The 14,578-nt window shown below is 70.5% G+C and carries 11 protein-coding genes and 1 pseudogene; 7 read left to right on the top strand and 5 right to left on the bottom strand.

What is annotated here, in order from left to right:
* The first annotated feature begins 103 nt into the window (after nucleotides 1–103).
* On the top strand, nucleotides 104–514 hold the full coding sequence (locus FHS34_RS36570; protein WP_184973738.1) for a Na+/H+ antiporter NhaA: 411 nt from the start codon (nucleotides 104–106) through the stop codon (nucleotides 512–514).
* 102 nt (nucleotides 515–616) lie between these two features.
* Here the strand turns inward: FHS34_RS36570 and FHS34_RS44240 are convergent.
* A pseudogene (locus FHS34_RS44240) lies at nucleotides 617–803 on the bottom strand (SDR family NAD(P)-dependent oxidoreductase); the annotation flags it as partial.
* 1,091 nt (nucleotides 804–1,894) lie between these two features.
* On the opposite strand from FHS34_RS44240, the gene FHS34_RS44385 reads away from it, so the two are divergent.
* The 4 genes from FHS34_RS44385 to FHS34_RS36545 all read left to right on the top strand — a co-directional run bounded on the left by FHS34_RS44385 (nucleotide 1,895) and on the right by FHS34_RS36545 (nucleotide 7,903).
* Entirely contained in the window at nucleotides 1,895–3,238 is a 1,344-nt protein-coding gene (locus tag FHS34_RS44385; RefSeq protein ID WP_443732468.1) for an FUSC family protein, read from the top strand.
* Nucleotides 3,239–3,618: 380 nt separating this feature from the next.
* Entirely contained in the window at nucleotides 3,619–5,856 is a 2,238-nt protein-coding gene (tap, locus tag FHS34_RS36555; RefSeq protein WP_184973733.1) for a telomere-associated protein Tap, read from the top strand.
* Nucleotides 5,857–5,868: 12 nt separating this feature from the next.
* The gene (gene tpg, locus FHS34_RS36550; protein ID WP_184973731.1) at nucleotides 5,869–6,426 is read left to right on the top strand and encodes a telomere-protecting terminal protein Tpg; all 558 of its coding nucleotides are present in this window, start codon (nucleotides 5,869–5,871) and stop codon (nucleotides 6,424–6,426) included.
* A gap of 148 nt (nucleotides 6,427–6,574) precedes the next feature.
* Nucleotides 6,575–7,903 (top strand): Fic family protein, encoded by a 1,329-nt coding sequence (locus tag FHS34_RS36545; RefSeq protein WP_225817800.1) that lies wholly within the window; start codon nucleotides 6,575–6,577, stop codon nucleotides 7,901–7,903.
* 190 nt (nucleotides 7,904–8,093) lie between these two features.
* Here FHS34_RS36545 and FHS34_RS43570 read toward each other — a convergent pair whose 3' ends face one another.
* Both FHS34_RS43570 and FHS34_RS36540 read right to left on the bottom strand, forming a co-directional pair.
* On the bottom strand, nucleotides 8,094–8,228 hold the full coding sequence (locus tag FHS34_RS43570; protein WP_263978480.1) for a hypothetical protein: 135 nt from the start codon (nucleotides 8,226–8,228) through the stop codon (nucleotides 8,094–8,096).
* Nucleotides 8,229–9,287: 1,059 nt separating this feature from the next.
* On the bottom strand, nucleotides 9,288–9,503 hold the full coding sequence (locus FHS34_RS36540) for a hypothetical protein (RefSeq protein ID WP_184973727.1): 216 nt from the start codon (nucleotides 9,501–9,503) through the stop codon (nucleotides 9,288–9,290).
* 675 nt (nucleotides 9,504–10,178) lie between these two features.
* On the opposite strand from FHS34_RS36540, the gene FHS34_RS36535 reads away from it, so the two are divergent.
* A complete protein-coding gene (locus tag FHS34_RS36535) occupies nucleotides 10,179–10,670 on the top strand; it encodes a hypothetical protein (RefSeq protein ID WP_225817791.1) in 492 nt (163 codons plus the stop codon).
* A gap of 158 nt (nucleotides 10,671–10,828) precedes the next feature.
* Nucleotides 10,829–11,284: a hypothetical protein gene (locus FHS34_RS36530; RefSeq protein ID WP_184973725.1), complete on the top strand. Its 456-nt coding sequence runs from the start codon at nucleotides 10,829–10,831 to the stop codon at nucleotides 11,282–11,284.
* A gap of 451 nt (nucleotides 11,285–11,735) precedes the next feature.
* On the opposite strand, the gene FHS34_RS36525 is transcribed toward FHS34_RS36530, so the two are convergent.
* Together FHS34_RS36525 and FHS34_RS36520 are read right to left on the bottom strand one after the other, a co-directional pair.
* The gene (locus FHS34_RS36525) at nucleotides 11,736–12,905 is read right to left on the bottom strand and encodes a hypothetical protein (protein ID WP_184973723.1); all 1,170 of its coding nucleotides are present in this window, start codon (nucleotides 12,903–12,905) and stop codon (nucleotides 11,736–11,738) included.
* Nucleotides 12,902–14,038: a hypothetical protein gene (locus FHS34_RS36520; protein ID WP_225817790.1), complete on the bottom strand. Its 1,137-nt coding sequence runs from the start codon at nucleotides 14,036–14,038 to the stop codon at nucleotides 12,902–12,904. The genes FHS34_RS36525 and FHS34_RS36520 overlap by 4 nt, the downstream gene beginning before the upstream one ends.
* Nucleotides 14,039–14,578 lie beyond the last annotated feature (540 nt).

Raw genomic sequence — 14,578 nt, 5'->3', positions numbered from 1 at the left:
TGAAGGACGGATATGCCACTGTTTCCGAGCGTTTCACAGTCCCCGGGTCCCTGCCACGGCACCCGGCCGCGACAGCGCTGCCGGCCACCGAAGACCAGGGCCGATGGTCCGAGTGCCGGTGCACCTCTGGGGTGGACGCGGTTGCCGTGCGCCCTCCTCGCGGCCGGCCACCTGGAGCATTTACCTTGCCGTCCCGCTGTTCGCCCTGGCCAACGCCGGCATCGAGATCAGCAGCGACCAGCTGGCACGCGCCTTCACCTCTCCCGTCACCCTGGGCATCCTCATCGCCTACGTCCTGGGCAAGCCACTGGGCATCGTCGGGTCCGGCGCGCTTGCCACGCTCGCCTCCGGCGGGCGGCTGCGCCCTCCGGTCTGCTGGGGAGCGGCAATCGCCGGCGGCGCGCTGTGCGGAGCGGGGTTCGCCGCGTCCCTGCTCATCGCGACCCTCGCCTTCCACGGTGCACGCCTGAACGAGGCCAAGCCCGGCATCCTCGCTGCAGAAGATCGCGCGTGACTACGGCACGGTGGCGCCGTAGCCAGTGAGCTACCGCCAGTCGCCCGCTATCACCTTCTCCACCGGCATCAGGCGCTGGTAGGTGAACACCACCTCGGCACGGACCCGGGGCAGCGCCCGCGCCACCTGCTCCGCGCCCTCCTCGCCGGACAGGCCGGCGGCCACCGGCACCGGATCGGCCACCGCCACCCGGGCCCCGGCCTGGGCGAGGCCGGCCGCGATCGCCGCGCCGATGCCCTGGTGTCGAGCCGGTGACCAGGGCGGTACGTCCGGAGAGATCGATGTGCATGGGTGAGCGGTTTCCTCTTTCCCCGGCCCGGGATGCCTGCCCTCGTCCGTCCGTGCGATCGCCCCCGTGGCCGAACGCGGCGGATACTCGGTACGTCGGTGGACGCGCGGGCACTCCGGGACGGAAGGGCACGGCGGATGCGGTCAGCAGCTTCCTTCACCCTGCTGGGCAAGGTCCCGGTATGGCTGCGAGCGCACGACCCCGGGCTCGCCGCCACCCGCCGCGCGGCACGCACCGCGCTGGTGATGCCGGCCCTGTTCGCCCTGTGCGGTCAGGTGTTCCACTCCCCGCCGATGGCGACGTACGCGGCGTTCGGTTCCTTCTCGATGCTGCTGCTGGTCGAGTTCACCGGACCGCTGGTGCAGCGGCTGCGCGCCCACCTGGGCCTCGCGGTGGCCTGGGCGGTGCTCATCTGCCTGGGCACCCTCGCCGCCCGGCAGAGCGCGGTCGCGGTCGCCGCCACGGTGGTGGTCGCCTTCGTGGTGCTGTTCTCCGGGGTCGTCAGCTCCGTGCTCGCCGGCGCCTCGACGGCGCTGCTGCTCGCCTTCGTACTGCCCGTGACCACACCCGCGCCGCTGTCGCAGCTGCCCGAGCGGCTCGCCGGCGCGGGCCTCGCCTCCGCCGCGGCGCTGCTCGCCGTCCCGCTGCTGTGGCCGCGGCCCACCGCCGACCCGCTGAGCGCGCCCGCCGCCCGGGTCTGCCGGGCGGCGGCGGCACAACTGCGCCTGGACACCTCGCACCTGACGGACGGCCCCGGCGCGCCGGGTCTGCCCGCGTGCCGGCGGGCCGCCGACGAGACCGCCGCCGCCACGGCCGGACTGCGCGGCGCCTTCCAGGACACCCCCTACCGGCCCACCGGTCTGTCCTCGGGCTCACGCGCCCTGGTGCGCCTGGTCGACGAGCTGACCTGGCTCAGCGCCATCGTGACGGACAGCGCTCCACCGCCGGACGGCCACCCGCGCTGCGACCCCGACGCCCGCACGGTGCGGCTGACGGCCGCGTCGGTGCTGGAGCTGACCGCCGGACTGCTGGAGGAACCGCACGGCTCCCCGCGGGCGCTGCGCGCCCGGACGGCGGAGCTGCGCGAGGCCATGAGCCGTATGGAGCGCGGTGCCACCACCCGGCTCCCGGTCCATCTGCCCGGTCCGGACAGCGAGCCGGAGGTGCTCGCCTTCCTCTCGACCCTGGACCTGTCGTTCCGCGCCCAGGAACTGGGCTTCGCCACCCTCCAGATCGCGGACAACGTGGATCTGGTGGCGGCGGCGGAGCGGCGCAGCTGGCCCGAGCGGCTGCTCGGCCTCGAGCCGGGTGGCCCTTCCCAGCCGCTGGCCGCGGCGCACGAGCGGGCCGTCGCGCACCTGCGGCCCAACTCGGTGTGGCTGCACAACAGTCTGCGCGGCGCGGCCGGTCTCGGCATCGCGGTGGCCCTGGTGCAGCTGACAGGCCTGCAGCACTCGTTCTGGGTGCTGCTGGGGACGCTGTCGGTACTGCGCTCGAACGCGCTCAGCACCGGGCAGAACGCGGTCCGCGCGCTCGGCGGGACCCTGGTCGGCTCGGTGGTCGGCGCCGCGCTGCTGCAGCTCATCGGCCATCACGGCACCGCGCTGTGGTTCCTGCTGCCCGTGGCGGTGCTGAACGCCGGCATCGCACCGGCCGCCGTGTCCTTCGCAGCGGGTCAGGCCGCCTTCACCCTCACGCTGGCGATCCTGTTCAACATCGGGCAGAACCCCGACTGGCACATCGTGCTGCTGCGCCTCCAGGACATCGGGCTCGGCTGCGCCGTCAGCGTGCTCGTGGGCCTGTTCTTCTGGCCGCGCGGTGCGGCAGCCGCCGTGGACCGGGCACTCGCCGAGGCGTACGCGGGCAGCGCCCGCTATCTCGCGCGGGCCGTCGCGTACGGGGTGCGCCGCTGCGGGGACCGGCCCTCGACGGCGGACGCCCCGCTGGCGGAGGGGCTCCAGGCGGCGGCCGCCGCGCGCCGGCTGGACGACGCCTTCCGCAGCTTCCTGGCGGAGCGCGGCGCCAAACCGGTACCGCTGGCGGACCTGACCACCCTGGTCACCGGCATCGTCGGGCTGCGGCTGGCCGCGGACGCGGTGCTCGGACTGTGGCAGCGCGCGGACGAACTGCACTCGGGTACGGACCGGGCCCAGGCGCGCCTGGTGCTGCTGAGCGTGGCGGGCCGGGTGTCCGGTTGGTACCGGGACCTCGCCCTGAGCCTGACCGCTCACACCGCCGTCCGTGAGCCCCTGCCGCGCAACCCGGCGGCCGAGGCGAGCCTGGTCGAGTCGGTCCGCAAGGACCTGCGCGACGACGAGGGCCGGGCCTCCGACACGGCCGTCCGTATCATCTGGACCGTCGACCACCTCAACGCGGCCCGCAGGCTCCAGCCCGGCCTGGCCGCCGCGGCCGGGCAGGGCGACGGCGCCGCGTGAGCCGTACGCGGCCACGCGTGTTGAGCGGCGGGCGCACGTCCTCCTCGTCCCAGGTACGGGTGTCGCGCGGTTCGGCCACTCGGTTGCCCTCGGAGTCGCCGGTCTGGTGCCGCCGGGAGCGCTCGTTGTTCCACGCCGTTCCGGTAGCACGCCAGCGGACGATCGGGACGGCACCGCCAGCGCACGCCGTTGTCACGCCGTGCCCGCCGAGCAGTGATGTACGCGTTGCCCGGCGTCGAGGGCAATCTCCTGGAAGGTTGCTTCGCAGGCGGTCACCGCGTCATCTTCGGGGACGATGCTGACAGGGAGGATAAATCCATGAATAAAGAGAACGCAAATCTGAGGATAAGTGATGCTAGTGTTTGGGATGGAGGTGCAGCATGCCGACGGAGAACGAGCTGTTCGCTGCCGTGGATGCCCTACTGGCTGGCGAGCCGGAGATGCCCGGGCCCGCCGAGCGCGCCCGCCTGCGCGAAGCGGCAGGGGTTACGCAGGCGCGGCTCGCGCAGGTGCTGCAGACGACGACGCAGACCGTGAAGAACTGGGAGGCCGGCCGCTCCGAACCGCGCCCCCCGCGCCGGCAGGCTTACCAGCGACTCCTCGATGGTTGGGCGGAGCGGTTCCCAGCCGATCGAGATTCCGCCACCCAGGACGCAGTGGCGCCCCAGACCTTGACCAACGGGGCCACCCCGGCGGAGCAGACTCCGCCCCCAGGTTCAGCCTCGGACGCTGCGGTCAGGACCTCGCGCGGAACCCCCTTGATCGCCCCCGCCACCCCTGCCGAGCGGGCCTCGCGTCCGGCTCCCACCGCCAGAAGCACCTCACCGTCACGCCGCCCGGCCGCGCCGAAGGCGGACCCCGCCAACACAGCGGCGAACCACACCCATCCGCGCTTCGAGAACGGACCGCTCGCGGTCATCGATGTCGACGCCGACGGGCAGATGCTGGCGTACTGCGTCGGCGGCCTGGTCCTGGACGTACCCGCCAAGACCATCCCGGCCCTGGTCGACTGGACACTCAAGGACGCGCAGCTCGGGCAGCCGAAACTGTCCGGGCCGGGCAAGAACGCCGACCCGCTGCTCGTGCTCACCGAGGCCGCCCTCGGGCGCTACGGCCTGCCCGTCACCCTGACAGATGAGGAGCGGCTCGCCGGGCGGATCCCGGAGGCCCACAAGGTCATCAAGCAGTTGACGCGCGCCGACTGGAAGCTGACCAAGCGCGGGTTCGGGCCGTGGGCGCGGATCTACCGCCCCGCCACCGGTTCGGAGCGGGCCTGCGTGCAGCTGTGCATCCCGTCCTGGCACGCCCTCGACTCCCGGCACTGGGGCGACGCCGCTCAGCTGCCGCCGGCCGAACTCGCCCGGATCCTGGGCCTGTACGCGTCTCGGGTGATGACGCCGCGCGGCTCGACCGCGGTCACCGGTCTGGAGCTCATGACCGCGCTGCACCCGCCGACCCGCGCCTCCGATCCCGACGCCGACGGTCGCCGGCACTCCGAGCACAACCCCGGCAGCCTCGGCAAGGACCCGGTCGACTGCGCCCCGTGCGAAGCCCCCGACGGGCACCCGCTCCTCAAGGACCTGCCCCGCTTCCACAGTCGTGGCCCGGCGGAGAAGCTGTTCGAGGAAGCGTACGACTGGGCGCGGCCGATGACGGATGACGAATGCACTCTGCGGCACCTGGTCGGCATCGACGTGAACATGGCCTTCGCGGCCGGCGCCAACGGCCTGACCGTCGGCCTCGGTGCGCCGACGCACGTCAAGGCGCCGGTGTTCGACCCCAAGCTGCCCGGCTCGTGGCTGGTGGACCTCTCCCACGTCGACCTGTCCCGGGTGAAGACCGGCAAGGACAAGTGGGCCGAGCTGAACGCCGACCTGCTGCCCAGCCCGTTCACGCCGAAGGGCGACCGGCCCGAGGGCCCGGCCTGGTACGCGACACCGACCGTCGCGTACGCGGTGGAACTCGGCTACGAGGTGCACCCGCTGGAGGCATGGGTGCGTTACGAGAACGGCCGCTACCTGGACGGCTGGTACAACCGGCTGCGTGACGCCTACCTCGCCACGATGGCCGACCTCGGCGTCGACGCCGCCCTCACACCGACCGACTTCCTTGCGGCGATGGACGCCCACAAGAGCCGTGACCCGGAGTTGGCGATCGTCGTCTCGGCGATCAAGGCGACGGTCAAGGGCGGCCTGGGCAAGCTGCGCGAGCGGCCCCGGGGCGAGGGCTGGCGGCCCGGCGAGCCGTGGCGCGCCCTGTCCCGGCCCACCTGGCGGCCGGACATCCGCGCGGCCGTCATCTCCCGCACCCGCATCAACCTGCACCGGAAGATCGTCAAGCACGCGGCGTTCACCGGGCAGTACCCGGTCGCGATTCTGTCCGACTGCGTGGTCTACGCGGCAGGCGGGCCCTCGCCGCTGGACTTCCTGCCGTACCGAGAGGGCAAGCCGCTGCCGGGCGGCTTCAAGCTCGGCGTCAACCCGGGCCTGGTCAAGCACGAGGGCACCCAGAGCGTGTTGTGGGGCGAGGAGGTCCGCGAGCGGTTCGACGCGCCGGAGCTCAACCTCGCCCGGTACATCAAGGACGGCACCGTCACGGACGTCGACAACGGAGAGTAGGAGAGGGCGACGATGAGCCTGTTCGGGGACGGCTTGGACGCCGCGGTGCAGAAGGCGTTCACCCGCCCCGCGCCCAAGAGCGCGGGCGCGCAGATGCGGTACCTGGTCACACAGCTCAAGGGCACCAAGGCGGTTGCTCAGTTGCTTCGGATCTCCCAGCGCACCGTGGAGCGGTACGTGAAGGGCCAGATCAAGAAGCCCCGCCCGGACCTCGCCGCCCGGATGGAACGCGAAGTGAAGAAGCGGTGGCAGCCGCAGATCCGAGCCAAGGCCCGGCAGAAAGCCGCGACGACTGGCGGCATCGTCATCGACACCCGCGCCCGCATCGGCTACACCGCGCCGATCGGCTCGACCGACGACGCCCGCATCCGACACCTGACCGTCGCGCTCCCACCGCAGTACGCCGCGCGTCTCTTCGACGCCCAGCAGGCCGGCGCCGGCGATCAGCAGCTCCAGCAGATCGCCGCCGAAGGCCTCAGGGAAATGTACTTCCAGGACGGCGGCCGACGCGCCGGATCGCTGGAGGAGGTCCGCTTCACCGACATCGAGCGCGTCGAGTTCGACCTGTAGCAACCGCGGCCGGAACAGCCCTGCCCAGATGTGTGAGCCGAAACAATATCCAGGCCCTGCGGTGCTCCGCTTGAACCACAGTCGGGTGGACGGGCAGGCTTGCGCGGTGATTGTGGAGCTGGCCCCAACTTTTCTGACCTGGGACGATGTGAGCCCTGCCCGGCATTTGTTCGATCGCACGTCGGCGCCGCAGGTGGTGCGGTCGCTCGGGCCTGCCCGAAGGGTGCCCAGCCGCCCCGACGTCGCCTTCGGCGACCCGGCGATGAGTGCCTGGAACCGGGGCGAGGGACGACCCTGGGCGGACGCCATGTCGCACGCCCTCGCCGAGCACTACGGCCGCTGGACCGTGGGCTGGCGCTGGGCTCACGACGAGGGCGACTTCGACGGAGGCCCCGTCGGGAACTGGTGCTGCCCGCGGGACTCGATCACCGCCCCTGAGGAGACGCTCGCCCGTGTCGTCGCGGCCCTGTGCGAGTGGCGAGAGTGGCTGGAAAGCCTCGCCGGGTGGTTCGACGCGTACCCGTTGGACCTGACCGAGGTCGAGGACCAGCGCATCCTGTGGGAGCGCGCCGCCCGGAACCTGATCCTGCAGGTGACCGACCGCACCGGCTGCGGAAGCGGCTGGTACGGGCACTGCCACCAAGTGCTCACCTGGTTCCTCAGCCGCTGGGGCGTTGCTTCCGAGGTCGCGGAGGAATTGGTCGACGAGGCGATCGGAGGCCGGTTCGAGAGCTGGACCGGCCCCGACCCGGTGCTGGTGGACGATGTCGCGGAGCGGCTCGCGCAGTCGCTGCGGCCGGACGACGGCGCACGATCCGCCGGGCCCGTGCCGGACCACCTCGAGCGCTGGATCGCGGTGCGCGCGACCGTGCCCTGGCACGAGGCCCCGGACGGCGGCGGGGACGAACCGGTGGCCCCCTCGCGCGACGGCGCGGCGGAGGACATACGCGCCTTCGACGGCGCCTTGGATCCCGCCCGCGCACGGGGCCTGCTCGCAGCCCTGGAACTGCTACGGGCCGACGCGGCGAGCGGCGCCTTGCTCGATTTCGAACTGCTCCAGCGCTGGCAACGGTACGTCCTGGGCACATCGCAGCCGCCGCCGTTCCGCGACCTGCCGGCCTTCGCCAAGGGGGGCCGGGAACGCTATGGCGTCAGCCCGGACACCCGCGCCCGCCTCGACGCCTGTCTGGCCGAGAGCGCGCGCCACACCGAGCGGCCCCTTCCCCTCACCGCCCGGGCTGCACGCGCCTATCTCGACGTGTGCTTCTTTCACCCCTTCGACGACGGCAACGCCCGGTCCGCCTTCCTCGCCCTTCTCTTCGTCCTCGCCCGCGAGGGCGTCGCGCTCGACGGGGTCAGCCTGCTGCGTCGCGTCGCCTTCCAGGCCGACGAGCCTCAGGACGCACTGATCCTGGCGCGGTACATCGACATCCACCTCGCCGAGACCCGACGCAACAGCGTCCCCCTCGACTCCTAGCGGTTGGGCAAGAAGGCTCTATGAGACAGCTGAGTCGCTCGGCCACGCGGACTCGTCGTGCAAGCCAGATGACGGCCGAGAACTCCAACCGGTGACAACTGCCGTGCCTTCCGTGCTGTTGGTGACAAGTGACGTGCCGACCTGGTGAGACCCACCATGCCCCGCCGCCGAAAGGAATCGAGCCATCGGGTCACACATGGCTGAGGATCACCAGCAGCGCCATGCACTCGCCAAGAATCTGGGCGGCGAGCGCCACCTGCCGCACCCGTGCGACGGACGTAACCAGGACGATGACACAGGCGACGGCACCGAGGCCGACGCCCACATTGAACAGCCAAGAAGGCAGTCCCGAGACGCACTGCTGACCGTATGTCAGGCAACGCGACGCTCGCTCGGAGGCCAGCGTCAACACACCGGCTGTGAGAGCCGCTGGCACGAAGAGGACGGCACACAGAATGGACCAGAAACCAGAGTGGTCCTTTCCCACAGTCGTCTGGGCCGGAGGAGTTGGGGAGTGGGCTGTTGCGTTCATGCCTCGATCCAACGCCGTTCAGCGGACCCGGCACAGTGGGCCAGGTACTCAATCGTGGGTGTGCATGGTACTCAGCCTGCGGCCCCTGGACGCCGTCACGAACGTGAGTGTGACCGCGACGGGAGCCGGCGCCTGCACAGGAGCGACAGCAGCCAGGGCTGCGCCGGTCGGACGGGGTCTGTCGATTGGATCAGTCTGCTCGGTGGCCGAACGGCAGGATGGCCGGTGTCGGCGTACACATGAAAGTGCTCACCGAGATACGGCGCTACGTACCCATGCCGCGCGGTAGGTCACCCGACGAATGCAGATCGGCCATCACCGGGAAGAAGCCGTCACCCCAAGTCGTCATTGAGCACAGCACTTGGGCACCACCGAGTTCCACGGATTCGGCTTCTACCTGCGAAGCACGCACCTCCCGCATGATCTGCCAGTGATGGGAGTGGGGCCGGAAGTCCACAGCCATCGGCCACTGAGGCTCTGCGTCGCACGACAGGGGTCGCACGTTTCCGCGTACCGCCCTGTGCACTTGCACGCGAACGCCGATAGCCGGGAACGGCCCGATCGGTGCGTGGACGAGGAAGGCCGATGGGTGAAGCCGCGCAGCTGAACATCCGTTGGAGGACCGGCCCAGGCTCAAGATCGGCTCAAGTCGCTGGAATCCGCCCCGGCCGCCGGTGCATTCTCCTCAACAAGACCACATTCACTAGGGGGAACGCCGATGAAGACCCTGTTCGGCCGAGTTGTGATGCGCGTTCGGGACGTCGTTTCCGGACGCCAGGCTCTCAAGGAGTATGGCGACCCGGAGGCTCGTCGTCAGGGTCCTCACAACCGCGACGCCGACCTCGCTCGCCACTACATCCCGACACCGCCGCCGATCCCCATGGACTTCTCCACCGGCATGTAGACGGCGCGCACACGAACGCCGGTGCGCCGTTGCAGTGGCGCGCTCAAGGTATTGCCAGGCAGGTCGGACAGCCAGAAGCGGGTCGGTTCGTCCTCGCTGGGGTGCCACTCGGCCAGTAGCCGGTGCTGCGGCAGGACACCGTCCCACTGGCCGTGCTCGGCCACCGCGGCTGCCTGGGCTTCGCGTGACGCCGGCCGTCCGCTTCTGGCGCGAGCTTGGGCGGATAATTGGCCTGGTCATGAGTGTGATGCCTGTTCAGTGATCAACGACATGCTGAAAGAGCCTTTCGTAGTCCCGCACATACCGACGAGCGTGCATGATCCAGGCCAGCTCGGGCATGACCCGTCGCCGGCGGTGGCTGGTTGAGCGTGGACTGAGACCGATGTGCGGCCTCGGCTGCACGAGGTCCTGCTGGACGCGCACCTGGACCAACTGGCCCGCGACCGCTGAACACAAGCGCCGCTGGCCACCGGAGCGCTGCCCGTACGCTGACGGCGTGACAGGCCGCCGCACCCTTGGCGCAGGACCCCAGGCCGCGCACAGCATCCGCGCTGCCCAGGCCGGCTCGCTCGACGTTCTCTCCGGCATCCGTTTTTTTGACCTCAAGCCGCGCCGGTGATCCGCAGTCTGCTCACGTCGTACTTCAGCTATCAACTTGCCGAAGCAGCACGGGCTCATGGCCGTGAAGGGACCTATCCAGGACGGCACCGACGCCGTGATCACTCCAGCCACACTGCGATCGTTTCAGTCGGGGCGAGGCCGCTGAGCAGTCGACCATGGTCCACGGATCAGCAACCAGCGTCGCCCCTTGGTCCGGGATCGGGCCCAGAATGATGCCCATGGCCGACAAAGAGCGATACGAGGCAGAAGCACCCACATTCCTGTCATCAGCAACCGAGGTTGCTCGGCTGCTCAACATCGACCACGCGGCCAGCGTGCCGGAAGACCGACAGGCGCGGCACCTGGCCCATGCGGTGCGCAAGCCGCTTCTCGAACGCGCCGGTCTGCCCGAAGAGATCTTCATGCCGTTGATGGCCGCAGCCGTCTACGACCCGGACCCCAGCTTCTGCCGCTGGTTCGTCGAGCCGGCGCTCTACGCATTCGGACGGCGCCGGGTCATGACGGCGTTGCTCAACTATCTACAGACCGGTACGGACGCAGAGCGAGCGGGCGCCAAGCGGGCCTGGTACTGCGCCCACCTGCCACTGCGCGCAGACCGGACTCCGGCATACGCACCTGATGGAACTCGTGATCCAGCCTTGGACGAGTCCCACGACGTGGTGGAAGAGTGGCTGGAGTGCGCAGCCTCACCGGACCGCAACCAAGCCTGATCCCACACAGGTTGCTACGGGACAAGCTTTGGTCGCGTTCACGGCGGTGCGGGATGAGCAGGCCGGTGCCACGGTAGCCGCCGTAGATTCGCTCCCAACCGGAGACTACGACTTTCAACCCTAACCATCGAAGATGACCTCGCACCTGGAGATAGTCGGTGACGTACATAGACCCCGAGACTCGGGCCAAAGCCGAGGCACACGGTCACCCGTTTGCTGCGGAGGAGGTCATTGCCGCTGGGCACGAGCTGGCAGGCCGGGTCTGCCGCGAACTCCACCGCGCCGGTCTTCCCGCGTATGTCCAGCGTCCCGAAGTAGTGAGTCAGCCCGGCGCGCTGGTGGAGGTCAACGACAGCCTGGGCGAGCACGCCGGTGGTCTCTACGTGCGCTGGAGTGCCCCAGAACTGGCGGAGGCTGCCAGGCAGGCAGTGATCGAACGGCAGGACCCGGCGGCGCCGGAGTGGAAGCGCCATGCCGAAGTCATTGTCCTCATGCAGCCAGCCTTGATCGGGATCCTGCGGCTGGCCGGCTTCTCCGCCGTGCGGGCCGAGGAGATCGACGACCTCGCCCAGGGCGATGCGTTCGTTCACGCCGATGCATCCTCGTTCTCCTGACCATCGCCCGCAAAGCGTCGAGCGCGGTGACGAGGTGGTGGACGACAACGCATTCAGCGGACGTGGAACTTGCACGGATCTACGACGTCTTGCCCTGCACCCGCCGCCCTACAGCCGGGAGGTCCTTCCGACCGGATGGGGCTCGGCCCTGTGCGACACGACCACGCCAGCCAGTTGCTCATCTTGGGTGCAGATTGATCGCCAGGGTGCTTGTCATGTGGCCCAAGGGACCAGTGCCTGACACTATCTGCGGATTGTTCAAGCGCGTACGGCATGTTCGTAACGTAGGAGCCGCCCCCCAACTTCTCCTCAGCGAAGCCAAAGTTGGATGGCCTGGTTTCGGTCGAAACAAGGCGGCGAATCGGGCGAGTGTGGCTGTGAAACGCCGTCGCCCCGCCTCACCCTGGCCGACAGACCTGCGGCAGCGGACGGCACGGCGGCCGGGTGGGAGTCAGCGCCCCCCGCCCGGCCGTGGCAGGTTCAGCTTCAGCGGGCCGCAGCCGAGGCGGGCGGCCTCGGTCTCGACGTAGCGGGGGAAGAGGGTGCGCAAGTCCGCGCTCATCTCACCCTTGTTGATCTGTACGAGGAACACTGTCTCACCCGTCTGACAACGGACCCGGAAGATACCAAGGTTGGAGCCGAGGCTGCCGTAGCCGACGGCAGAGCTCACCTGGTCGCCCTCGTGCAGCGCCATTCTTGTGAAGATCGCGGCCAGCCGCGGGTCCTCGACGGTCATCAGGCGCTCCTCCGGCTGCGAGCCGGTGATGTCGCGGTCGCAGGTGCGCACCGGGCCGTGTCCGTCGGTGATCATGGGGTAATGGGCCGGCTTGCGTTTCTTGCCCAGGGTCAGCCCCTTGATGCCGCAGAGCGCGTCCGGCTTCTCCGTGTGGGTGTAGCGGGCGGCCTTCGGCAGGCGTTCTACCGGATCGGCGATCGTGCCGGTGCAGCCCAGGTCCGCGCTGACCTTGTTGACGAGCTTCACGACCACGCGGGCCATCCAGTCCCGCTCCTCGGTACGCGGCTCCATGTCGCTGATCCAGCTGCCCCGGGCGATGTCCACGACGGTCGGCCCGTCGAAGTCAGAGGGGCGCCCCAGGCAGCCGTCCGGGAGGGCGAGCCACGCGCGGTTGTCCGAGGCCATGCCCAGCAGGCCGCCGCCGAGCGGGGTGAGACGGGCGGAGAGGAACTCGTCGGCCCACTGGCCGTCGTCGCCTTTGCGGTCATCCAGCCGGTGCACCCGGGCGGTGAGCGCCCATGCGTCGCCGTCGCTGTTCGTCAACTGGCAACTGCCGGTGGGACCGTCCATGGACTGCCCGCCGTCCAGCACGGGAGCCTCGACGGCCTTGACGTCGTCCGGCTCGCGGAACCTTGCGGCGAGGTCGTCGCGGGACAGCGCGCCCCAGCACACCTCGTCCGGCGCGAACGGCCCGGCCTGTGTCTGCCATGCCATGCCGCCGGCGCCGAGCAGCATCCCGGCGAGACTCGCGGCCAGCAGTGGCCGTATCCGACCGCGCAGCAGCCTGCGCCAGTGCCACCAGTGCAGGCGCCGTTGGCCGAGCAGTTCCCGCTCGGCGGGCGGGGGCTGCTCGGATCGGTTCGGCTCGTCCGCGGTGCTGCTCACCGGTCGGCTCCCTTGGGGGCGATGGGGGCGCAGCCCAGGCGGGCCGCGGCCGCGTTGGCGAAGACGGCCAGGTGGCCGGGGTCGGTGGACAGGCCCATCAAGAAGATGACGGGCCGGCCGGCGCAGTCGGCCCGTACGATTGCGTGCTCCTTGCCGAGGGTGCCCGTGCCGCGCCAGCCACGGGCAGCGGGCCGCTCGCCCGCGATGCCGTCGAACACCGCGGCCAGCCGGGGCTGCGCGACCATCGCCAGGTTCAGGTACGGCACGCCGTCGCGATTGCCACGGACACTGCATGTCTGCAGGTCGCGGGTGACCGCGCCGATCTGGTCCTCGGTGTCCGCCGTACCGAGGCGCAGGCCGCGGATGCCGCAGACGTCGTCGGAGGGGCTGAAGTGGCGCTCCTGCTTGCCCGGCAGGTCGTAGAGCGGCGAGCTGACCCTCAGCGGCTCGTCCGGCGCGCAACCGGCCGCCGTCATCGCTCGGTTGGCGGCCGCGACGAGCAGTACCGCCGCCTGCCGGGCGCCGCCCAGGTCGGCCGGATCATTCTTGGTGTACGAGGGGCCGCTGGTGTACGTGCCGGACGCGTGCATGGTGACGACGGTCGGCCGGCCATCCTGCGTATCGCAGGACTTCGGGAGCACCAGCAGGCCACCGCGCCCGTTCACCGTGCCCGGCAGGCCGTCCGGGAGCGGGACCATGTCACCGCCCAGGAAACCGTCCTGGACCATCGCGAGCCGGGCCTCCGCGGCCTTGGGGACCGGGCCGTACTCGACGGACACCTTCTGGTCGGTGGTGACCTTGTCGCCGTCGTAACTGCTCTTGTAGTCGCTGGCGATGGCGACCTCGCAGCTGCCGGTCGGACGCTCGCGCGTGGGCGCCGTCTCCCTGCCGGTGCGTGACCCGTCGTCATCATCGCCGAAGGCCTCGTCGCCGAGGAAGCCCGGACCGCTGTCCTCTTCCCAGGCGCCCCAGCAGTAGCGGTCATTCGGCCACGGCCACGTGTCCGCCGCCCATGTACCGAGCCCGGTACCCGCCAGCACGAGCACCAGCGCGGATATCAGCACCAACCGGCCGCGCCTGCTGTGCGGCAGCGTCCGGCGCAGCCAACCCGGCTCCGCGGGCGCCTCGTTCATGTCACTCACCCCGTGATCGCCTCCGGCGCAGGAGTGTATCCATCGTCATCCCTCAGGAGCGGCCCGCCCCGTCCATGGGGGAACTTGCCGTTCAGCAGGTAGTCGTACGCGGGGGGCGCAACGCAGCCGGGTTGGTCGTACGCGCCGTGATGCCGACCCCTGGGCGTCAGCTTCAGCGTGGTCTCGTCGCCCAGTTGTTCCGCCGTGCCCGCAGCCTCATTGCACGGGATCTCTCCGCGGCCCTCTGCGGCAGCCAGGCGGCAGGCTGCCACCTATACCGGGTCCGCGTCGAGACCCCTGCCCGCTTCGGGTGCACCGCCGTCCCCGGCTCCACCGACGACTGTCGGCTGCGCCGCCTGACCGTTCATTTCCCACCTGCCCACGTCCGGCGCCGGCTCGTGGCCCACAGCCGCGGGCGCCGGGGAACAGCAGCGGCGCGGCATCATTGCCAAGGCCTGGACGAGGTGTACTTCCACGACAGCGGCCGGCCTGGCGGTGCAGTTCACCCCCACCCTCGGCTGCACGAAGCCTGCACTCCAC

It is taken from the genome of Streptomyces echinatus, assembly GCF_014203595.1.
Classification (GTDB): Bacteria; Actinomycetota; Actinomycetes; order Streptomycetales; family Streptomycetaceae; genus Streptomyces; species Streptomyces echinatus.
Note: the sequence above shows the minus strand (reverse complement) of the source record. Positions and strands in the feature narration are given on the sequence as shown.